Source organism: Burkholderia sp. DN3021 (assembly GCF_049805555.1).
In the GTDB taxonomy this organism is placed as follows: domain Bacteria; phylum Pseudomonadota; class Gammaproteobacteria; order Burkholderiales; family Burkholderiaceae; genus Burkholderia; species Burkholderia pyrrocinia_C.
In genome coordinates, this window is sequence record NZ_JBNCAB010000109.1 from 1 (window position 1) to 19,245 (window position 19,245).

The 19,245-nt window shown below is 66.7% G+C and carries 18 protein-coding genes; 10 read left to right on the forward strand and 8 right to left on the reverse strand.

Features of this window, described 5'->3' with window-relative positions; all coding sequences use genetic code 11:
* From tilS to cysS, 4 genes are all read right to left on the reverse strand, one after another.
* The coding region (tilS, locus tag ACPUER_RS32640) for a tRNA lysidine(34) synthetase TilS (RefSeq protein WP_425133105.1) at positions 1 to 1,167 on the reverse strand (1,167 nt) is incomplete at its 3' end.
* A 46-nt stretch (positions 1,168 to 1,213) separates the two neighbouring features.
* The gene (locus ACPUER_RS32645) at positions 1,214 to 2,185 is read right to left on the reverse strand and encodes an acetyl-CoA carboxylase carboxyltransferase subunit alpha (protein ID WP_006478433.1); all 972 of its coding nucleotides are present in this window, start codon (positions 2,183 to 2,185) and stop codon (positions 1,214 to 1,216) included.
* Between the two features lie 103 nt (positions 2,186 to 2,288).
* A complete protein-coding gene (locus ACPUER_RS32650; protein WP_175961218.1) occupies positions 2,289 to 3,113 on the reverse strand; it encodes a DNA-3-methyladenine glycosylase family protein in 825 nt (274 codons plus the stop codon).
* Positions 3,114 to 3,156: 43 nt separating this feature from the next.
* Positions 3,157 to 4,554 carry a cysteine--tRNA ligase gene (gene cysS, locus ACPUER_RS32655; RefSeq protein WP_425133106.1) on the reverse strand — a complete coding sequence of 466 codons (1,398 nt, stop codon included), beginning with the start codon at positions 4,552 to 4,554 and terminating at the stop codon, positions 3,157 to 3,159.
* A 234-nt stretch (positions 4,555 to 4,788) separates the two neighbouring features.
* Here cysS and ACPUER_RS32660 point away from each other — a divergent pair, with 234 nt between their 5' ends.
* The 4 genes from ACPUER_RS32660 to ACPUER_RS32675 all read left to right on the forward strand — a co-directional run bounded on the left by ACPUER_RS32660 (position 4,789) and on the right by ACPUER_RS32675 (position 7,539).
* Positions 4,789 to 5,514 (forward strand): tetratricopeptide repeat protein, encoded by a 726-nt coding sequence (locus ACPUER_RS32660; RefSeq protein WP_175961220.1) that lies wholly within the window; start codon positions 4,789 to 4,791, stop codon positions 5,512 to 5,514.
* Between the two features lie 39 nt (positions 5,515 to 5,553).
* Positions 5,554 to 6,135 (forward strand): peptidylprolyl isomerase, encoded by a 582-nt coding sequence (locus tag ACPUER_RS32665; RefSeq protein WP_175961221.1) that lies wholly within the window; start codon positions 5,554 to 5,556, stop codon positions 6,133 to 6,135.
* An 88-nt stretch (positions 6,136 to 6,223) separates the two neighbouring features.
* Entirely contained in the window at positions 6,224 to 6,715 is a 492-nt protein-coding gene (locus ACPUER_RS32670; protein ID WP_006478428.1) for a peptidylprolyl isomerase, read from the forward strand.
* Positions 6,716 to 6,738: 23 nt separating this feature from the next.
* Positions 6,739 to 7,539, forward strand: a complete 801-nt coding sequence (locus ACPUER_RS32675) for a UDP-2,3-diacylglucosamine diphosphatase (RefSeq protein WP_425133107.1) — start codon at positions 6,739 to 6,741, stop codon at positions 7,537 to 7,539.
* Positions 7,540 to 7,587: 48 nt separating this feature from the next.
* Here the strand turns inward: ACPUER_RS32675 and cysE are convergent, their stop codons facing one another.
* Positions 7,588 to 8,361, reverse strand: a complete 774-nt coding sequence (gene cysE / locus ACPUER_RS32680) for a serine O-acetyltransferase (RefSeq protein WP_425133108.1) — start codon at positions 8,359 to 8,361, stop codon at positions 7,588 to 7,590.
* Positions 8,362 to 8,659: 298 nt separating this feature from the next.
* Positions 8,660 to 9,484 carry an RNA methyltransferase gene (locus ACPUER_RS32685; protein ID WP_072437023.1) on the reverse strand — a complete coding sequence of 275 codons (825 nt, stop codon included), beginning with the start codon at positions 9,482 to 9,484 and terminating at the stop codon, positions 8,660 to 8,662.
* A 280-nt stretch (positions 9,485 to 9,764) separates the two neighbouring features.
* On the opposite strand from ACPUER_RS32685, the gene ACPUER_RS32690 reads away from it, so the two are divergent.
* On the forward strand, positions 9,765 to 10,568 hold the full coding sequence (locus tag ACPUER_RS32690) for an inositol monophosphatase family protein (RefSeq protein WP_072437022.1): 804 nt from the start codon (positions 9,765 to 9,767) through the stop codon (positions 10,566 to 10,568).
* A 135-nt stretch (positions 10,569 to 10,703) separates the two neighbouring features.
* On the opposite strand, the gene ACPUER_RS32695 is transcribed toward ACPUER_RS32690, so the two are convergent.
* A complete protein-coding gene (locus ACPUER_RS32695; RefSeq protein ID WP_425133109.1) occupies positions 10,704 to 10,943 on the reverse strand; it encodes a hypothetical protein in 240 nt (79 codons plus the stop codon).
* 97 nt (positions 10,944 to 11,040) lie between these two features.
* Here ACPUER_RS32695 and ACPUER_RS32700 point away from each other — a divergent pair, with 97 nt between their 5' ends.
* From ACPUER_RS32700 to ACPUER_RS32710, 3 genes are all read left to right on the forward strand, one after another.
* The gene (locus tag ACPUER_RS32700; RefSeq protein WP_310141744.1) at positions 11,041 to 12,663 is read left to right on the forward strand and encodes an NAD(P)/FAD-dependent oxidoreductase; all 1,623 of its coding nucleotides are present in this window, start codon (positions 11,041 to 11,043) and stop codon (positions 12,661 to 12,663) included.
* A 210-nt stretch (positions 12,664 to 12,873) separates the two neighbouring features.
* A complete protein-coding gene (mutS, locus tag ACPUER_RS32705) occupies positions 12,874 to 15,531 on the forward strand; it encodes a DNA mismatch repair protein MutS (protein ID WP_175961226.1) in 2,658 nt (885 codons plus the stop codon).
* Positions 15,512 to 16,783, forward strand: a complete 1,272-nt coding sequence (locus ACPUER_RS32710; RefSeq protein WP_425133110.1) for a hypothetical protein — start codon at positions 15,512 to 15,514, stop codon at positions 16,781 to 16,783. Before mutS ends, ACPUER_RS32710 begins: the two co-directional genes overlap by 20 nt.
* On the opposite strand, the gene ACPUER_RS32715 is transcribed toward ACPUER_RS32710, so the two are convergent.
* Entirely contained in the window at positions 16,763 to 17,305 is a 543-nt protein-coding gene (locus tag ACPUER_RS32715; RefSeq protein WP_034183585.1) for an FKBP-type peptidyl-prolyl cis-trans isomerase, read from the reverse strand. The genes ACPUER_RS32710 and ACPUER_RS32715 overlap by 21 nt on opposite strands.
* A 32-nt stretch (positions 17,306 to 17,337) precedes the next feature.
* Between ACPUER_RS32715 and ACPUER_RS32720 the strand changes: the two genes are divergently transcribed.
* Positions 17,338 to 18,558, forward strand: coding sequence for a JmjC domain-containing protein (locus ACPUER_RS32720; protein ID WP_425133111.1), 1,221 nt, complete (start codon positions 17,338 to 17,340; stop codon positions 18,556 to 18,558).
* A gap of 56 nt (positions 18,559 to 18,614) precedes the next feature.
* Positions 18,615 to 18,860 (forward strand): hypothetical protein, encoded by a 246-nt coding sequence (locus tag ACPUER_RS32725; protein WP_011657350.1) that lies wholly within the window; start codon positions 18,615 to 18,617, stop codon positions 18,858 to 18,860.
* Positions 18,861 to 19,245 lie beyond the last annotated feature (385 nt).

A 19,245-nucleotide genomic window follows, 5' to 3' on the forward strand; every position in this document is an offset into this window, starting at 1 on the left:
GAGCGGCGCGGCGCGCAGCAGCGCCTCCGGCACCGCGCCGGCGCTTCCCGCGTCGGCCGGCGCGAACACGAACGTGCCGCGCCATCCCGGCAGGTGCCAGACTTCCTGCCCGTCCCACGCGAGCGCCGATTCCGGGTGCGGCGTGCCGGTGCCGTCGTCGGCCGGTTCGGCGCTGTCGCCCGCTTCCCAGTAGACGACGTCGCGATAGAGCCGCAGGCACTGCCCCGCGTGATCGACGCGCAGCACATGCGCGTCGTGCGCGGCGCGCAACTGCCGCATCATGTTGGCGAGCCGGGCGGCCGATGCGCCCGGCAAACCGAGCCGGCGCATCCAGAAGCGCAGCAGGTTCGCGCCGCGCGTATCGTCGAACGCGACCAGCGACTCGCGCGACAGCGCATGACCGTCGTCGCGCGCGGCGACGGCGAAATCCAGTTCGGCCAGATCGTCGAGCAGCCGCTGCGCGGCGGCCGCATGCTGGGCCGCGCGACCGAGCGCGTCGCGAAAGCCCGGGAAATGCACGGCCAGTGCCGGCAGCACATCGATGCGCAGCGCATTGCGCGCGTAGCGCGTGTCGCTGTTCGATTCGTCGTCGATCCATTCGAGTTCGTGCTGCGTCGCATAGCGCTCAAGTTGCGCGCGCAACAATCGCAGCAATGGGCGCACGCGCTCGACGCTCGCGCCGTCGGGACGGTAGCGCGGCGCCATTGCGGCGAGCCCCGCGATCCCTGCGCCGCGCAGCAGTTGCAGCAGCACCGTCTCGGCCTGGTCGTCCGCATGCTGCGCGAGCCACAGTGCGGCCGCGCCATGGCGCTCGCACATCGCGTCGAGCGCGGCATAACGACGCTCGCGCGCGGTCGCCTCGATACCGAGACCGCTGTCGCGCGGCACGTCGACGCGCATCGATTCGAATTCGACGCCGAGCCGCGCCGCTGCCGCCTCGGCATGCGCGACCCACGCGTCGGCGTTCGCGCTCAGGCCGTGATGCACGTGCAGCGCGACGCAGCGCGACGCGCCCGCGACACGCACGGCCGCGTCGAGCAGCACCGTCGAATCGAGGCCGCCGCTGTAGGCGATCGCGATGCGTGCATCGGACGGCATGCCGGAAAGCGCAACGCCGACCGCGTCGAGTACGACGCGGTCGGCGGAGAATTCGGTCGGTGGGATCACGAGAGGGACGCGCACGCAGCGGCGCGCGTATCGAGCACGCAGCCGGTCATGCGCCCGGCGTGGTTTCCTTGAACTTGCCGTAGGCCATCAGGCGCTCGAAGCGGCGCTCGCGCAGCGCATCGATGCTCATGCCCTGGAACTGGCGCAACGAATCGGCGAGCGCGCGGCGCAGCAGCGCAGCCATGCCCTTCGGATCGCGATGCGCGCCGCCAAGCGGCTCGTTGATGATCTTGTCGATCAGGCCGAGCGCCTTCAGGCGGTGCGCGGTCAGGCCCAGCGCTTCCGCGGCTTCCGGCGCCTTCGCGGCGCTCTTCCACAGGATCGACGCGCAGCCTTCCGGTGAGATCACCGAGTAGGTCGAGAACTGCAGCATCATCACGGTGTCGGCCACGGCGATCGCGAGCGCGCCGCCCGAACCGCCCTCGCCGATCACCGTCGTGATGATCGGCGTCTTCAGCTCGGCCATCACGTACAGGTTGCGGCCGATCGCTTCCGACTGGCCGCGCTCTTCCGCGCCGATGCCCGGATACGCGCCCGGCGTGTCGACGAACGTGAAGATCGGCAGCCCGAACTTCTCGGCGAGACGCATCAGGCGTTCGGCCTTGCGATAGCCTTCCGGACGCGGCATCCCGAAGTTGCGCGCGGCGCGCTCCTTCGTGTCGCGGCCCTTCTGGTGACCGATCACCATGCACGGATGGCCGCCGAAGCGCGCGAGACCGCCGACGATCGACAGATCGTCCGCGAATGCGCGGTCGCCGTGCAGCTCGTGAAAATCGGTAAACAGTTCCGCAACGTAATCGAGCGTGTACGGACGCTGCGGGTGCCGCGCGATCTGCGAAACCTGCCACGGCGACAGGTTCGCGTAGAGGTCCTTCGTCAGTTGCTGGCTTTTCTTCGACAGCCGCTCGATTTCTTCCGAAATATCGACAGCCGAGTCATCCTGCACGAATCGCAGTTCTTCGATCTTGGCCTCGAGTTCGGCGATCGGCTGTTCGAAATCCAGAAACGTGGTCTTCATGTGTTCGAATCCTTGGGTCTTGCGGCAGCGCGTATTCTACCCGCGCGGGCGACGCTCAAAACCGGTTCTCAACTATTGATGTTTAAAACCCGATAGCTAACAGTCAGGCGTCGGTGTCGGGCGCATCGAGGCTGCGCCACATGTACCAGGTCGCGACGGTGCGCCACGGCTCCCAGTTGGCCGCGACCTCACGCGCCTCGCTACGCGTGACGGGTTCCCCGCTGAAGTAATTGACGCTGATCGCGCGGATCAGGCCCGGGTCGTCGAGCGGCAGCACATCCGGCCGCGACAGGTTGAAGATCAGGAACATCTCGGCCGTCCAGCGGCTGATGCCGCGGATCTGCGTGAGTTCCGCGATCACGTCCTCGTCGTCCATCGACGTCCATTTGTCGACGTGCAGCGCGCCCGACACGAAATGCTGCGCGAGATCGAGGATGTATTCGGTCTTGCGCTTCGACAACCCGCAAGCGATCAGCTTGTCCGCGCCGAGCCGGATCACCGGCTGCGGCGCGAGTTTCGGACAGGCGTCCTCGATATGCGCCCACAGCGACTGCGCGGACGGCACCGAAATCTGCTGGCCGACGACCGAGCGCGCGAGCGTGACGAACGGGTCGCCGCGCTTTACGAGATGCGCGGGACCGAACTTCGGGATCAGTTTCTTCAGGATCCGGTCGCGCTTGACGAGGTCGGCGCATGCCTTGTCCCAGTATGCCGGACGCACGACAACCTCCTCGCCGTCCGCTTCGGACACACGCGTCTTGCGGGCCGCGTCGGCGGCCGGCAGCGCAGCCGCCGGCTGCGCATGACCGTTGAGCGCGCCGTTCGGCGCGGCGCGCGTCGCGTCCGCCTTCGACGGCACGCGCTTGGCTGCCGGACGCGCGGCGACCGGGGTCGCGCGCCTGACCGGCGCTTTTCTGGCCGTTGCCATCCTGCCTCCTACCTGACGGATCGGTCAGTGGAACGCACCGCGCTCATACGCGACGCCATTCGGTCGATCCGCCCGGTTTGTCTTCAAGTGCGATGCCGGCCTCGAGCAGTTCTGCCCGAATCCGGTCCGCTTCGGCATAGTCCTTCGCCTGCTTCGCCGCGACGCGCGCGGCGATCTTCGCTTCGATCTCGTCGGCGGCGAGCGCGCCCGCCTGCGCGGCGCCGGACGCCTGCTGCAGGAACGCGCGCGGTTCGCGGCCCAGCAGGCCGAGCAGGCCTGCCAGTTGTTTCAGTTGCCGCGCGAGCGCCGCGTCGCGCGTGCGATTCACCTCGCCCGCCAGCTCGAACAGCGTTGCCACCGCGACGGGCGTGTTGAAGTCGTCGTTCATCGCGGCCGTGAAACGCTGCGCATGCGGCTCGTTCCAGTCGAGCGCGAGCGTGTCGGCCTCGACATCCTTCAGTGCGGTATAGAGACGCGTGAGCGACGCGCGCGCATCGTCGAGATGCACGTCGCTGTAGTTCAGCGGCGACCGGTAGTGCGTGCGCACGATGAAGAAGCGCATGACTTCGGCGTCGTACCGCTCGAGCACTTCGCGGATCGTGAAGAAGTTGCCGAGCGATTTCGACATCTTCTCGTTGTCGACCTGCACGAAGCCGTTGTGCATCCAGTAGTTGACGAACGTCTGGCCGGTTGCGCCTTCGCTCTGCGCGATCTCGTTCTCGTGGTGCGGGAATTGCAGATCCTGCCCGCCGCCATGGATGTCGAAATGATCGCCAAGCAGCGTGCAGCCCATCGCCGAGCACTCGATGTGCCAGCCCGGGCGGCCCATCCCGTACTTCGACGCCCACGACGCGCCTTCCGGATCCTCCGGCTTCGCGCGCTTCCACAGCACGAAATCGAGCGGATCTTCCTTCGCGTCGTTCGCGGCGACGCGCTCGCCTGCGCGAAGATCGTCGAGCGACTTGCCCGACAGCTTCCCGTAGTTCGCGAACTTGCGCACCGAGTAATTGACGTCGCCGTCGGTCGCCTGGTACGCGTAACCGTTCGTCTCGAGCGTCTCGATCATGCCGAGCATCTGCGGAATGAATTGCGTCGCACGCGGCTCGATGTCGGGCCGCTGGATGCCGAGCGCGCCTTCATCCTCGTGCATCGCGCCGATGAACCGGTCGGTCAGCGACTTGATCGTCTCGCCGTTCTCGACCGCGCGGCGGATGATCTTGTCGTCGATGTCGGTAATGTTGCGCACATACGTGACCCGGTAGCCGATCGCACGCAGCCAGCGCTGGACGAGGTCGAACACGACCAGCATGCGCGCGTGGCCCACGTGACAATAGTCGTAGACGGTGATTCCGCATACGTACATCCGCACTTCGCCGGGCTGGCGCGGCACGAAAACTTGCTTGTCACGCGCGAGCGTGTTGTAGATGCGCAGTGATTCCATAGAGATGAACCGTGAGCCGAAGGAAACCGCCCTGGCGAAGCTCGCCCAGCATGCGAAGCGGACGGACCATCTGCTGCGGCGCCAGGCCGAGCGTCCTCGCTATCACATGGGGCGGTCAGGCTGCAAGCACAGCGGTGACGGCCACGAGAGGCTAAGAAAGACTGCCTGCGGCTCGCCGGAACGCGCAGACGTTTTGTTAGAATGGCTCGGAGTATAACATTCCGATTTACGCCTATGAAACCTCATCGCGGCCGCGCGCCGAGCGCTGCGACCCTCGTTGCGACCACCGTCATGGGCGTCGCGCTGACGCTGTTCGCGGCCCCCGCGGCGCATGCGCAGAAAGCCCCGGCCACCGCCGACGGCACCCCCGAAATCGACGCGTCGATCGCCGGCAAGCAGTGGAAGCAGGCGCTCGCGCAGCTCGACGCGCGCATCGCGTCGAACCCGCGCGACGTGCAGGCGCAGTTCAAGCGCGGCACCGTGCTGGCCCGCCTGAACCGCGACGACGATGCGATCCAGCAGTTCGTCGCGATCACGCAGGCGTACCCCGAACTGCCCGAGCCGTACAACAACCTCGCGGCGCTCTACGCGAAGCATGGCCGCTACGACGAAGCGCGCACCGCGCTCGTCACGGCGACGCAATCGAACCCGAGCTACTCGCTCGCGTACGAGAACCTCGGCGACCTGTACCTGCGCCTCGCGGCCGAATCGTACAAGCGTGCGCAATCGCTCGGCCGCACGAGCGGCGCGACCGCACAGCGCCTCGCCGACCTGCAGAAGATCGTGTCGCCGCCGAAGGTCGCGCCGAATGCCCGCGCGGTCGCGCCGTCCACGCGCGACTACTCCGACCGCGCAGCCGCGAACGTGAGCACCACCACGCTGCCGATGTCGCCGACGTTCCAGTTCAGCGGTCCGTCGGGCGCACTGGCGGCACCGTATGTCGCGCCGCCGTCGCAATAAGCGGCGCGGCCCCCTTTCCCTCCCAACCTGAGGATCGCAATGAAACGTCTGTTGCTGGCGCTTGGCGGCGCCGCCCTTCTCGCGACCGCGACCGCGCCCGCTTTCGCGCAAACGGCCACCGCGCACCCGGTCGTGCAGCTCAAGACCTCGCAGGGCGACATCCGTGTCGAGCTCTACCCGGAGAAGGCGCCGAAGTCGGTCGCCAACTTCCTCGATTACGTGAAGGCCGGCCAGTACAACGGCACGATCTTCCATCGCGTGATCAAGGGCTTCATGATCCAAGGCGGCGGCTACAAGACCAGCTTCGAAGAGAAGCCGACCCGCGCGCCGATTCCGCTGGAGAGCCGCAATGGTCTGAAGAACCTGACGGGCACGATCGCGATGGCACGCACGAGCGATCCGAACTCGGCCACCGCGCAGTTCTTCATCAACACGGTCGACAACAGCGGCCTCGACTACCCGAACCCGGACGGCAACGGCTATGCGGTGTTCGGCAAGGTCGTGTCGGGCCTCGACGTCGTGAAGAAGATCGAAGGCGTGGCGACGACCTCGCGCGGCCCGATGCAGGACGTGCCCGCGCAACCGGTCGTGATCGAATCGGCCAGCATCGTCTCGAAGTAAGAACCTGCCGGCACGTCCGGCGACTCACGCGGCCGCGTCGCACGACCGGCCGCGTGCCATTTAAACCGCCTCATCGAAGGAATTCATCATGGTTGAACTGCATACGAACCACGGCGTGATCAAGCTCGAGCTCGACGCCGCGAAGGCACCGAAGACGGTCGAGAACTTCCTGAACTACGTGAAGAAGGGCCACTACGACGGCACCGTGTTCCATCGCGTGATCAACGGCTTCATGATCCAGGGCGGCGGCTTCGAGCCGGGCCTGAAGCAGAAGCCGACCGACGCGCCGATCGACAACGAAGCGAACAACGGCCTGAAGAACGACAACTACACGGTCGCGATGGCGCGCACGAACGATCCGCACTCGGCGACCGCCCAGTTCTTCATCAACGTGAACGACAACGACTTCCTGAACCACTCGTCGCCGACGCCGCAGGGCTGGGGCTACGCGGTGTTCGGCAAGGTCGTCGAAGGCCAGGACGTGGTCGACAAGATCAAGGGCGTCAAGACGGGCAACGCCGGTTTCCACCAGGACGTGCCGACCGACGACGTCGTGATCGAGAAGGCCGTCGTGGTCTGACGCACGGTAACGGAGGCACTTCGATGTTGCAGGAGAGTCCGCCGCGAAGCGTCTCCGCGGGCGTGCCGGGCGAGCGCGAATACGCGCAAGCCGCACGCCCGTTCCTGTTGCTCTCCGATCTGCATCTGAGCGAGGCGATTCCAAAGACGGTCGCCGCGTTCGAGCATTTCGTGAAATACACCGCCGACAGCGCCGACTCGGTGTTCATCCTCGGCGATCTTTTCGAATACTGGATCGGCGACGACATCCTCGACGACGATCCGTTCGCGGCACGCATGGCCGCGCTGATGCACACACTCTCGGAACGCGGGATCGCGCTCTACGTGATGCACGGCAACCGCGATTTCCTGCTCGGCCGGCGCTTCATGAAGGCAGCCGGCGCGATGTTGCTGCCCGATCCTTCGCTGATCATGGCGTTCGGCCAGCGCATCGTGCTCGCGCACGGCGACGCGCAATGCACGGCCGACCGCGGCTACCAGGTGTTCCGCCGCTTCGCACGCAACCGCGTCGCGCAATGGCTGTTTCTCGCGTGGCCGTTGCGCTGGCGCCGCGCGCTCGCGCAACGCATGCGTTCGAACAGCGAAGCGGGCCGGATGCGCCCCGCTTCGGCGATCTACGATGTCACGCGTGAAGGCGTGGCCGCGCTGTTCCGGAAAAGCCGCGCAACCGTGATCATTCACGGCCACACGCACCGCCCCGCGAGCCACGCCGAACCGGGCGGCATCCGCTGGGTGCTGCCCGACTGGGATCTCGACCACGGAGCGCCGCGCGGCGGCTACCTGCGCATCGACGCGGAAGGCATCCACGCGATGCCGCTCGACTGACGCCGCCGCCGCCGTCTCACCGACTGGCAGCCGTCGGCGTGCATCGCATTACGACTGACGCTCGACCGCGTTTCCTTCCAGCACCGCCGACAGCCTGCGCAGGTCGAGGCGCGCCGCATCGGCGCCCTGCAGCGCTTCCAGATGCGTGCCGAGCCGCTCGAGCGCCGCGACGATCTCGTCGACGCGGCGGCTTTCCTTCGCCGCGTGATCGATCAGCCCGTGAATCGCGAGCGACATCGGATCGTCGGCGTTCGGCGTGATCCCGTATGCGCAGAACGCCGCGCGTTCCGGCTGCGGCTTCGGCTTCGCCGGCATCACGATGCGCGCCGGATTGCCGACCGCCGTGCCGCCCACCGGCACCGGCTTCACGACGACCGCGTTCGAACCGATCTTCGCTCCCGCGCCGACCGTGAAACCGCCCAGCACCTTCGCGCCTGCGCCGACGATCACGCCGGCCTCGAGCGTCGGGTGGCGCTTCGCGCCGCGCGTGAGCGACGTGCCACCCAGCGTCACGCCCTGATAGATCGTGCAGTCGTCGCCGATGATCGCCGTCTCGCCGATCACGACACCCATGCCGTGATCGATGAACACGCGCCGGCCGATCGTCGCACCGGGGTGGATCTCGATACCCGTCAGAAACCGCCCGGCCTGCGACGCGAAACGTGCAAGCCAGTAGCGCCTTGCGCGCCAGCAGGCATGCGCGAAACGGTGCAGCACGAGCGCATGCAGCCCCGGATAACAGGTCAGCACTTCCCAGGCACTGCGAGCGGCGGGATCCCGCTCGCGAATCGTTGCAACGTCTTCGCGCAGTCTCGTGAACATGATCTGATCGGGGAAAAGGCCGGCGCGCACCGCCGGCAATGACCGGCCGTTATCGCGCCGGGTAATTTGCTTATGACGTCCGGCGATTGTAGGGCCAGTCGCGCACGGCCGCACGAGGTCGCGCGTTCACCCCGCCACCGGCGCGGGTATTCGGGCGGGAGGCTCGCTGTCGCGGTGTTCGCGGGAGGTTCGGCCGACCGGAAACGCTCGGGGGCCCGGCGCTCCCGAAGGCCGACAAAACGCCTGCCCGGCCGTGACGCCACACCTGAACGCCAGGTTGCCGGTGTGCGCCGGCCGCTTACGCGTCGCCGTCGGGCTTGCCCGATTTCAGCAGGATGTGCTTCGCGACGCCGCGCAGGATGTTGACCTCCTCGCGCTCGAGGCCCGTGCGTGCGAACAGGCGCCGCAGCCGCGGCATCAGTTTCTTCGGATTGCGCGGGTCGAGGAAATCGAGCGCGATCAGCGCGTTCTCGAGGTGCACGTACATCCGCTCGATCTCGTCGCTCTGCGCGAGCGTGCCGGCCTCGGCCGGCGGTTGCGGCGAAGGCTCGCTCGCCTGCTCGAGAAACGCGACGCGCAGCTCGTACGCGAGCACCTGCACGGCCTGTGCGAGGTTCAGCGAGCTGTATGCAGGGTTCGCCGGGATGTGTGCAAGCGCGCTGCACTGCTCGACATGCTCGTTCGCGAGGCCCGTGCGCTCGTTGCCGAACACGAGCGCGATGTCGCCCGCGCCGACCTGCGCGCACGCCTGCGCGGCGGCCGCACGCGGCGCAAGGCGCGGCGGCCCGTATTCGCGTGTGCGCGCGGTCAGCGCGATCGACCAGTGGACGCCGGACAGCGCGTCGCCAAGCGTCGGCACGACATGCGCGGACGCGAGGACGTCGTCCGCGCCGCTGGCCATCGCGATCGCCTCGGGGTCGCTCTGCACGTGCGGCACGCGCGGCGCGACCAGCACGAGACGCGAGAAGCCCATCGTCTTCAGCGCGCGGGCGGCCGCCCCGACATTGCCGGGATGGCTCGGCTCGACGAGCACGAAACGGGTGGACGTGAAGCCGCCGGACGGCGGCCGGGACGTGTCCGCGCCCGACTCGGACGGCGCGGCGGTGTTCTGCGGGGTTTCCACTACGATACGACTCGGTTCATCAGAATGGCCGTATGGTAGCGCTATCGCTCCGGCAAACCCACTCGTCCGGACGGCCAGCGGGGGTTTCCCCGCATTCCGGTCGCCTGAAACCGCCAAAAATCGGGTAAAATCATGCCTTTACGCGTCGCGCTCCGTGCGACGCGGGTCGTACCCCGCTCTTTGTCAATTCGCGTCTCACCTCGCCCGGCACGCTTGCGCCGTCCCGGGCGGTTGTTCCACTTCGTGGCGGCCCGTGCCGCCGGCTACAGGATCCAGGCTCATGCATCCCATGCTCAACATTGCTGTCAAGGCTGCGCGCCGCGCCGGACAGATCATCAATCGCGCGTCCCTCGATCTCGACCTGATCGAGATCCGCAGGAAGCAGCAGAACGACTTCGTCACCGAAGTGGACAAGGCCGCCGAAGAGGCGATCATCGAGACGCTGAAGACCGCCTACCCCGACCACGCGATCCTCGCGGAAGAATCGGGCGAATCGGAGAACGAATCCGAATTCAAGTGGATCATCGATCCGCTCGACGGTACGACCAACTTCATCCACGGCTTCCCGTACTACTGCGTATCGATCGCGCTCGAGCACAAGGGCGTCGTCACGCAGGCCGTCGTCTACGATCCGAACAAGAACGACCTGTTCACGGCCACGCGTGGCCGCGGCGCGTACCTGAACGATCGCCGCATCCGCGTCGGCCGCCGCGACCGCCTGTCCGACGCACTGGTCGGCACGGGTTTCCCGTTCCGCGAGAAGGACGGCCTCGACGCGTATGCGCGCCTCTTCACCGAAATGACGCAGGCGTGCACGGGCCTGCGCCGCCCGGGCGCGGCGGCACTCGACCTCGCGAACGTCGCGGCCGGCCGCCTCGACGCGTTCTTCGAACAGGGCATCAACGTGTGGGACATGGCGGCGGGCAGCCTGCTGATCACCGAGGCCGGCGGCCTCGTCGGCAACTACACGGGCGACGCCGATTTCCTGCATCGCCATGAGATCGTCGCCGCGAACCCGAAGATCTACGCGCAGATGATCCCGATCCTGAACCGCTACACCCGCGTGCATCCGGCGGCCGAATAAGCCCCGGCCGCGCCCGCCGGTGCGGTGCGCTTCGACGGCCCGGGCCCGCTTCACGCGGCACGGGCCGTCGGTAAAGCGATGCCGAGTGCGTCGCTACCGCCTTCTCGCTCTGGCGGCCGCATTTTTGCGTGGCATTTATATCGATGTGCTATGTTGGCCGGCATGAACGACAAGGGCGCTACGCCCGCCTGGCGTGGCTTTCGACAAACCACTCGCCAGCACCGTGATGATGGAGCGACTTTCGCCTTCCGATGGTTCGGGGACGGAAAAATCTTCCCCGCGCTTCACGCTCCCGTCCTGAAGTTGCCCGAGTTGTCCGGCCTGGTCAGTATGCAGCCCGTCGTACCGCGTTTTCCAGCGATGAATGATTTGCATCCGGGATGTCCGCGTGGCGAACAACGCCCCCACCCGCATGCCTGCCCCGCCTGTTTCAACACCGCCACGACGTCGTGGCGACAGCATCCGAGTACCCATGTTACGGCTAAGCGAAATTAAACTCCCCCTCGACCATCCCGAAAGCGCTCTCGAAGCCGCGATTCGCGCGCGCCTCGAGGAGCTTGGCGTGGCGGCAGACGGGCTCGTCCGATATACCGTGTTCCGCCGTGCGCACGATGCACGCAAGCGCTCCGACATCAAGCTGACGTATATCGTCGACGTCGAAGTCAAGGACGAAGCGGCCGCGCTCGAGCGACTCGCCGGCAAGCCGCATTGCGGCGTCACGCCCGACATGGCGTACCGCTTTGTCGCGAAGGCCCCCGAGCACACCGCTTTCCTGCGCCCGGTCGTCATCGGCATGGGGCCGTGCGGCCTGTTTGCAGGACTGATCCTCGCGCAGATGGGATTCCGCCCCATCATCCTCGAGCGTGGCAAGGCCGTGCGCGAGCGCACCAAGGACACCTTCGGCCTGTGGCGCAAGAGCGTACTCAATCCCGAATCCAACGTGCAGTTCGGCGAAGGCGGGGCCGGCACGTTTTCCGACGGCAAGCTGTACAGCCAGATCAAGGATCCCAACCACTATGGCCGCAAGGTGCTCGACGAATTCGTCAAGGCGGGCGCACCGGAAGACATCCTGTATCTGAGCCGGCCGCACATCGGCACGTTCCGCCTCGTCAGCATGGTAGAAAAAATGCGCGCTTCCATCCACGAACTGGGTGGTGAAGTGCGCTTCGAAACCCGGGTCGACGACATCGAAATCGATCAAGGCAAGGTGCGCTCGCTCAAGCTCTCGAACGGGGAAACACTCCGGTGCGACCACGTGGTGCTGGCCGTGGGCCACAGCGCGCGCGACACCTTCCAGATGCTGCACGATCGCGGTGTGTATATCGAAGCCAAGCCGTTTTCGCTGGGTTTTCGCATCGAGCATCCGCAGGGGCTGATCGATCGCAGCCGCTTCGGCAAGTTTGCGGGCCACAAGCAGCTCGGCGCGGCCGACTACAAGGTGGTCCACCACTGCAGCAACGGGCGGGCGGTCTACAGCTTCTGCATGTGCCCTGGCGGCACGGTGGTTGCGGCGACCTCCGAGCCGGGCCGTGTGGTCACCAATGGCATGAGCCAGTATTCCCGGGCCGAGCGCAACGCGAATGCGGGCATCGTCGTCGGCATCACGCCGGAGGACTATCCCGGCGGTCCGCTGGCGGGCATCGCGTTCCAGCGCAAATGGGAAGAGCGCGCATTCGAACTCGGCGGCGGCGATTACCACGCGCCGGGCCAACTGGTCGGGGATTTCATCGCAGGCAGGCCGTCGACGTCGCTTGGCTCCGTGGAGCCGTCGTACAAGCCCGGCGTGCGCCCGACCGATCTCAGCACCGCGCTCCCGGACTATGTGATCGAAGCGATCCGCGAAGCATTGCCCCAGATCGACAAGAAGATCGCGGGCTTCGCGATGCACGACGCCGTGCTCACCGGCGTGGAGACGCGCACTTCGTCGCCGATCCGGATTCGACGCAAAGACGATTACCAAAGCATGAACGTCGAAGGCCTGTATCCGGCCGGAGAAGGCGCGGGGTATGCGGGCGGCATCTATTCGGCGGCCATCGACGGCATCGAAGTCGCGCAAGCGGTGGCACTCAGCCTGACGTCGACGCTCGCGTCCTGAGGTGCCGGACAGGATCGGCGCGCGAAGCGCCGTGAGCCGGGTGACGCCGACTTTCGCGGGCCCGCCCGAGTGCGGGGTCGATTCGTCGGACAGCGCCGGCAGCAGCCGGTCGTGGTCGCCGGCACCTGGCCGAACGGCGAACTTCGCACTTGCACGTCGGGGCCGCTGGTAAACTCGGGCGACCAAAGCAACAAACCTGATGCCTGACCTATGACCACGTTGTCGCCCGAAGCCTTTGCAGGCCACACCCCGATGATGCAGCAGTACCTGCGCATCAAGGCCGACCATCCCGACACGCTCGTGTTCTACCGGATGGGCGACTTCTACGAGCTGTTTTTCGAAGATGCCGAAAAGGCCGCGCGCCTGCTCGACCTGACCCTCACGCAGCGCGGCGCATCGGCCGGCACGCCGATCAAGATGGCCGGCGTGCCGCATCACGCGGTCGAGCAGTATCTTGCGAAGCTCGTGAAGATGGGCGAATCAGTCGCGATCTGCGAGCAGATCGGCGATCCGGCCACGTCGAAAGGCCCCGTCGAGCGCAAGGTCGTGCGCGTCGTCACGCCCGGCACGCTGACCGATGCCGCGCTGCTGTCCGACAAGAACGACGTCTACCTGCTCGCGATGTGCACGGGCCACAACAAGCGCGGCGTCGCGGTCAACATCGGCCTCGCGTGGCTGAACCTCGCAAGCGGTGCGCTGCGGCTCGCCGAAATCGAACCCGAGCAGCTCGGCGCCGCGCTCGAGCGCATCCGGCCGGCAGAAATCCTGACGGCGGACGGCGCAACCGACGCCGTGCCGGCAGGCACGGGCGCAACCAAGCGCGTGCCGGCGTGGCACTTCGACATCGCGTCGGGCACGCAGCGCCTGTGCGACCAACTCGATGTCGCGAGCCTCGACGGTTTCGGTGCGCACTCACTGACGAGCGCCTGCGGCGCCGCGGGCGCACTGCTGCTCTATGCAGCGGCCACGCAAGGCCAGCAGCTGCGGCACGTGCGCAGCCTGAAGGTCGAGAACGAAACCGAATACATCGGGCTCGATCCGGCCACGCGCCGCAACCTCGAACTGACCGAGACGCTGCGCGGCACCGAGTCGCCGACGCTGTATTCGCTGCTCGACACCTGCTGCACGACGATGGGCAGCCGCCTGCTGCGTCACTGGCTGCATCACCCGCCGCGCGCGTCGGTCGCCGCGCAGTCGCGCCAGCAGGCGATCGGCGCGCTGCTCGAGGCACCGGCAAACGCCAGCCTCGATGCGCTGCGCAGCGCGCTGCGCCAGATCGCCGACGTCGAACGGATCACCGGGCGTCTCGCGCTGCTGTCCGCACGCCCGCGCGACCTGTCGAGCCTGCGCGATACGTTCGCCGCGCTGCCGGCGCTGCGCGAGCGCATCAGCACGATCGTCGCGAATGCGGACGCGCTCACCCGTGTCGACGCGGCGCTCGCGCCGCCCGCCGAATGCCTCGACCTGCTGACGAGCGCGATTGCGCCCGAGCCGGCCGCCATGGTGCGCGACGGCGGCGTGATCGCGCGCGGCTACGACGCCGAGCTCGACGAGCTGCGCGACATCTCGGAGAACTGCGGGCAGTTCCTGATCGATCTCGAAGCGCGCGAACGCACGCGCACCGGCATCGCGAACCTGCGCGTCGAATATAACAAGGTGCACGGCTTCTACATCGAGGTCACGCGCGGCCAGACCGACAAGGTGCCCGACGACTACCGCCGCCGCCAGACGCTGAAGAACGCCGAGCGCTACATCACGCCCGAACTGAAGACCTTCGAGGACAAGGCACTGTCCGCGCAGGAACGCGCGCTGGCGCGCGAGCGCGCGCTGTACGACGCGGTGCTGCAGGCGCTGCTGCCGTTCATCCCCGAATGCCAGCGCGTCGCGTCGGCACTCGCCGAGCTCGACCTGCTCGCCGCATTCGCAGAACGCGCACGCGCGCTCGACTGGGTCGCGCCGACCTTCACCGACGAGATCGGCATCGAAATCGAACAAGGCCGCCACCCGGTCGTCGAAGCACAGGTCGAGCAGTTCATCGCGAACGACTGCCGGTTCGGCACCGAACGCAAGCTGCTGCTGATCACCGGTCCGAACATGGGCGGTAAGTCGACGTTCATGCGGCAGACCGCACTGATCGCGCTGATGGCTTACGTCGGCAGCTACGTGCCGGCGAAGTCCGCATGCTTCGGTCCGATCGACCGGATCTTCACGCGCATCGGCGCGGCCGACGATCTCGCGGGCGGCCGTTCGACGTTCATGGTCGAGATGACCGAGGCCGCGGCGATCCTCAACGACGCGACCCCGCAAAGCCTCGTGCTGATGGACGAGATCGGCCGCGGCACGTCGACGTTCGACGGCCTCGCACTCGCGTGGGCCATCGCGCGCCACCTGCTTGCGCACAACGCCTGCTACACGCTGTTCGCGACGCACTACTTCGAGCTGACGCAACTGCCGGCCGAATTCCCGCAAGCAGCCAACGTGCATCTGTCGGCCGTCGAGCACGGCCATGGCATCGTGTTCCTGCACGCGGTCAACGAAGGCCCGGCGAACCAGAGTTACGGCCTGCAGGTCGCGCAGCTCGCGGGCGTCCCGGCGCCCGTGATCCGCGCCGCGCGCAAGCACCTCGCCTATCTCGAACAGCAGTCGGCGGTACAACACACGCCACAACTCGACCTGTTCAGCGCGCAGCCGGTGGTCGCCGACGATTTCGAATGCGCGGACGCGCCGGCGCTGCCCGACACGCCGCATCCGGCGCTCGAGAAGCTGCGCGACATCGACCCTGACGATCTCAAGCCGCGCGAGGCGCTCGACCTGCTGTACGAACTGCGCACGCTGGTCCGGTCGCACGATGCCGACGGGCACGCGTAAGCGCATCCCGCGGCGCCTGCCGGCCCGCGCCGCCGCCACGCTCGCCGCGGCGGTGCTGGCGCTCGCGCAGGCCGGCGCGCTGGCAGCGCCGCCGAAGCGTGCCACCGCGCCCTACTCGTTCGCGGTCGTGTCGGGCGTCATCAACGTACCGGCGGACGAACCGGCGACCCAGCGGCTGCTCGATTCGATCGCGCGCGAGCGCAACCTCGCTTTCGTCGTCTATGCGGGCGATCTCAAGGGCTCGAAGGAAGCGTGCCGCGATGCGCTGTATTCGCAGCGCGGCGCGATCCTGGACGCCGCACGCGTACCGCTCGTATTCATCCCCGGCCACGACGACTGGGTAACGTGCAACACCGTGGCCGGCGGCAGCTACGATCCGGTCGAACGGCTCGACTTCCTGCGGCAGACGCTGCTCGCCGATTCGGCGCTGCCCGACCCGGGCGCGCTGCAAATCACGCGGGAAAGCGAGATCGCCCGGTTCCGGCCGTATCGCGAAAACGCACGCTGGATGCGCGACGACATTGTCTATGTCGCACTCAACGCACCGGCGCCGAACAACCACTTCCTGACGGCCGGCGGCCGCAACGGCGAATTCGAGGACCGCGTCATCGCGAACGGATTCTGGATCGATCACGCAGCCGAATACGCGAAGCGGCGCGAAGCGCGTGCGATGGTGGTGATTTTCGAAGGCGATCCGCAATTCGAACGCTATGAACGCTCGGAGCGGTTCGCGTGGCTGCGTTTCAACCGGCCGCGCGTGCGCGACGGCTTCCGCGAGTTGAAACGAACGCTGGTGAAGGCGGCGGCGACGTTCCGCGGCCCGATACTGGTGATGCACGCGAGCGGCGAACCGCTCGCGAACGGCTTTCTGATCGATCGACCGCTGCGGACCGACGACGGCGACCCGGTGGGAAACGTGACGCGCGTCGCGATCGGACCGCGCCATCCGGCGAATCAGTGGGTAAAGGTGAGCGTGTCGCCGGCACGGCAGACGATCTTCAACGTGAGCCTGCAGGAGGTACCGAAGAACCTGCCTGTGCCGCCCGCGCTGCCGCCCGTGCCGCACGACGAGGTTCCGCTGCCGCAGATGCCGGAAATCCCCGCGTTGCCGGTGCTGCCCGACTCGTCGGCGGTCGCGCCGCCGCTGCAGGGTGACGGCGCCGCACCCGGCGGCGCGTCGCGGCCGGCACCGCCCCCTGCATCGGGGCCGGCGCCCGGCCTGCCTGCGAGCTCAGTGCAGGGTGCGCCCTGACGGCGATTCGCCGTCTTCGTCTTCGTCCTCGTCGACGATCTCGAGCCCTTCCGCGCCATGCGCGTGCTCATGCTCGATTTCGTCTTCGGTTGCTTCGCGGACGTCCTTCACCGTGAGTGCGAAACGCAGCGCCATGCCTGCCAGCGGGTGATTGCCGTCGAGCACGACCTTGTCTTCGGCGACGTCGGTGACCGTATAGATCAGCGAATCGACGTCCTCGTCGCCGTCTTCCGGCGTGCCTTCGAACTGCATGCCCACTTCGAGCGGCTCGGGGAAACGATCGCGCGGCTCGATCTTCACGAGTTCGGGATCGTAGTCGCCGAACGCGTCCTGCGGCTCGAGCTGAATCTGCGCCTGGTAACCCGGCTCGTGCCCGTCGAGCTGTTCCTCGATCTTGGGGAACGTGCCATCATAGCCGCCGTGCAGATAGACCATCGGCTCGTCGCTTTCCTCGATCAGATTGCCCTGTGCATCCGACAGCTTGTAAGTGACCGACACGACGGTGTTTTTTGCGATTTTCATCCAATTCTCCCAAATACAAGTCTCATTATACGATGCGCAACCGGTCTCAAGCCGAACCGCGGGATGCCGCTGCCGCCCCGCTCGGCGCGCCGCCTTCCGATCTTCCCACACCGCTGCTCGGCGGTCTTACGCCGGCGCAATTCATGCGCGGCTACTGGCAAAAGAAGCCGCTCCTGATCCGCCAGGCAATCCCCGGCATTGCGTCGCCGGTCACGCGCGATGCGCTGTTCGAGCTCGCATCCGACTATGACGCGGAATCGCGACTGATCACCCATTTTCGTAACAAGTGGCAACTGGCGCACGGCCCGTTCGAGCCCGGCTCGCTGCCGGCCGTCACGCGCAAGTCCTGGACCCTGCTCGTGCAGGGGCTCGACCTGCATGTCGACGCGGCACGCGCGTTGCTCGACCGCTTCCGCTTCATCCCGGACGCGCGGCTGGACGACCTGATGATCTCGTATGCGACCGACGGCGGCGGCGTCGGCCCGCACTTCGATTCGTATGACGTATTCCTGCTGCAGATCGAAGGCCGGCGCCGCTGGCGCGTCGGTGCGCAGAAAGACCTGTCGCTGCAGCCGGACGTACCGCTGAAGATCCTCGAAAACTTCGAGCCGAGCGACGAATGGGTGCTGGAGCCCGGCGACATGCTGTACCTGCCGCCGCACATCGCGCACGACGGCGTCGCAGAAGGCGAATGCATGACCTGCTCGATCGGCTTCCGGGCCCCGTCCGCGGGCGAACTGGGCGCCCAGTTCCTGTACTATCTCGCTGAACGCGGCGGCCTGCGCGACGGGAACGGCGACGACCTCTACCGCGATCCGAAGCAGCCGGCCGTCGACGTGCCCGCGCAACTGCCTCCGGCGATGGTCGAACGCGTCGCCGAGATCGTCGACGCAATCCGCTGGCGCAAGCGCGACGTCGCCGAATTCCTCGGCTGCTACCTGAGCGAGCCCAAACCGAACGTCGTATTCGACCCGCCCGCACGCCCGCTGACCGAGGCCGCGTTCGTCGCGCAAGCGTCACGCCGCGGCGTGTGTCTCGACAGAAGGGCCGCATTGATGTATAACGCGCGATCGTACTTCATTAATGGCGAGGAAGGACCGCTCGAGCAAGCCGGCGAATGGCTGCCCGAACTGGCCAATCAACGCCAGATGGAGGCGAAACGGTTTGTAACACTATCTCGGGTTCCCTCGATGACAGCCTTGTTGCACGAGTGGTATCGTGCGGGCTGGATACGGGTCGGAAGCCGGAATTAGTGTGAGTCGCCCCGTATGCCCGTACAGATCAAATTCTGTATGGGAAAGACAACGTATTGACCCCGCATTTGTCGACGGTCGATAGGAAAGTGCATATAATTTCCGCCCAAGCCGTAGGGAAGATTCACGCTCTAGAAGTGCGTCTCCACCAGCGGCCCAGGTCGGTGTTGGAGCACATTACCGGTATTGTTTCGCGCTGTTGCTTACCTTTAACCATAAAAGGACGTGATCATGAAGAAATCCCTCCTCGTAGCTTCCCTGTTGGCTGCTGTTGCACTGGCTGCTTGCAACAAGAGCGCTGATCAAGCTGCTTCGTCGGCTGCAAGCGACGCAGCTGCTGCTGCTTCGACGGCTGCTTCGGCAGTTGCTGGTGCTGCGAGCGACGCTTCGGCTGCTGCTTCGTCGGCAACGGCTGCTGCGAGCGACGCTGCTGCTGCAGTGGCGTCGGCTGCTTCGGCAGCGACGGCTGCTCCGGCTTCGGGCGCAAGCCAGTAAGCCTCAGCGTCAGCTGAAAAAAAACCGGCCCGAGGGCCGGTTTTTTTACGTCTGCGGGTTCCGGATCGATCGCCCGTCAGCCGCACCGGGCCGCCGCAGCGGCGTAAGCACTCGATCAGCACCGTAGCGTAGGTCGACGACGACGGGGAGTCGCGATGCTATCGGATGGGCACGACGTGAGCAGTAGACGGC

What these genes read in the sequence shown, in the direction of transcription:
- ACPUER_RS32645 (WP_006478433.1), bottom strand. Translation starts at nt 2,185, where the DNA reads ATGAAGACCACGTTTCTGGATTTCGAACAGCCGATCGCCGAACTCGAG.
- ACPUER_RS32650 (WP_175961218.1), bottom strand. Translation starts at nt 3,113, where the DNA reads ATGGCAACGGCCAGAAAAGCGCCGGTCAGGCGCGCGACCCCGGTCGCC.
- cysS (WP_425133106.1), bottom strand. Translation starts at nt 4,554, where the DNA reads ATGGAATCACTGCGCATCTACAACACGCTCGCGCGTGACAAGCAAGTT.
- ACPUER_RS32660 (WP_175961220.1), top strand. Translation starts at nt 4,789, where the DNA reads ATGAAACCTCATCGCGGCCGCGCGCCGAGCGCTGCGACCCTCGTTGCG.
- ACPUER_RS32665 (WP_175961221.1), top strand. Translation starts at nt 5,554, where the DNA reads ATGAAACGTCTGTTGCTGGCGCTTGGCGGCGCCGCCCTTCTCGCGACC.
- ACPUER_RS32670 (WP_006478428.1), top strand. Translation starts at nt 6,224, where the DNA reads ATGGTTGAACTGCATACGAACCACGGCGTGATCAAGCTCGAGCTCGAC.
- ACPUER_RS32675 (WP_425133107.1), top strand. Translation starts at nt 6,739, where the DNA reads ATGTTGCAGGAGAGTCCGCCGCGAAGCGTCTCCGCGGGCGTGCCGGGC.
- cysE (WP_425133108.1), bottom strand. Translation starts at nt 8,361, where the DNA reads ATGTTCACGAGACTGCGCGAAGACGTTGCAACGATTCGCGAGCGGGAT.
- ACPUER_RS32690 (WP_072437022.1), top strand. Translation starts at nt 9,765, where the DNA reads ATGCATCCCATGCTCAACATTGCTGTCAAGGCTGCGCGCCGCGCCGGA.
- ACPUER_RS32695 (WP_425133109.1), bottom strand. Translation starts at nt 10,943, where the DNA reads ATGCAAATCATTCATCGCTGGAAAACGCGGTACGACGGGCTGCATACT.
- ACPUER_RS32700 (WP_310141744.1), top strand. Translation starts at nt 11,041, where the DNA reads ATGTTACGGCTAAGCGAAATTAAACTCCCCCTCGACCATCCCGAAAGC.
- mutS (WP_175961226.1), top strand. Translation starts at nt 12,874, where the DNA reads ATGACCACGTTGTCGCCCGAAGCCTTTGCAGGCCACACCCCGATGATG.
- ACPUER_RS32710 (WP_425133110.1), top strand. Translation starts at nt 15,512, where the DNA reads ATGCCGACGGGCACGCGTAAGCGCATCCCGCGGCGCCTGCCGGCCCGC.
- ACPUER_RS32715 (WP_034183585.1), bottom strand. Translation starts at nt 17,305, where the DNA reads ATGAAAATCGCAAAAAACACCGTCGTGTCGGTCACTTACAAGCTGTCG.
- ACPUER_RS32720 (WP_425133111.1), top strand. Translation starts at nt 17,338, where the DNA reads ATGCGCAACCGGTCTCAAGCCGAACCGCGGGATGCCGCTGCCGCCCCG.